Origin of the sequence: Streptomyces sp. WM4235 (assembly GCF_001279725.1) — a bacterium.
In the GTDB taxonomy this organism is placed as follows: domain Bacteria; phylum Actinomycetota; class Actinomycetes; order Streptomycetales; family Streptomycetaceae; genus Streptomyces.
In genome coordinates, this window is record NZ_LGDE01000334.1 from 1 (window position 1) to 357 (window position 357).

General features: G+C 71.7%; 1 pseudogene. It reads right to left on the reverse strand.

Annotated elements, in window-relative coordinates:
• Window positions 1-70: 70 nt before the first annotated feature.
• A pseudogene (locus ADK55_RS21040) lies at window positions 71-357 on the reverse strand (S-(hydroxymethyl)mycothiol dehydrogenase); the annotation flags it as partial.

Here is a 357-nt window from a genome sequence, read left to right on the forward strand (position 1 = left end):
GCCCGCCGCGAACCCGCGCCCGATCACCGGGTGTGGTCCGGGGGATCGGGGCGCGGGAGGCGGAGCGGGATCAGAACTCGACCACCGACCGCAGCACCTCGCCGCGCTCCATGCGACCGAAGGCCTCCTCGACCCCGTCGAGCGCGATGGTCTCCGAGACGAAGGCGTCCAGGTCCAACCGGCCCTGGAGGTAGAGGTCGACGAGCAGCGGGAAGTCGCGTTCGGGCAGACAGTCCCCGTACCAGGAGGACTTGAGGGCGCCGCCGCGTCCGAACACGTCGATGAGCGGGAGTTCCAGCTTCATGTCCGGGGTCGGCACGCCGACCAGGACGACCGTCCCGGCGAGGTCGCGGGCGT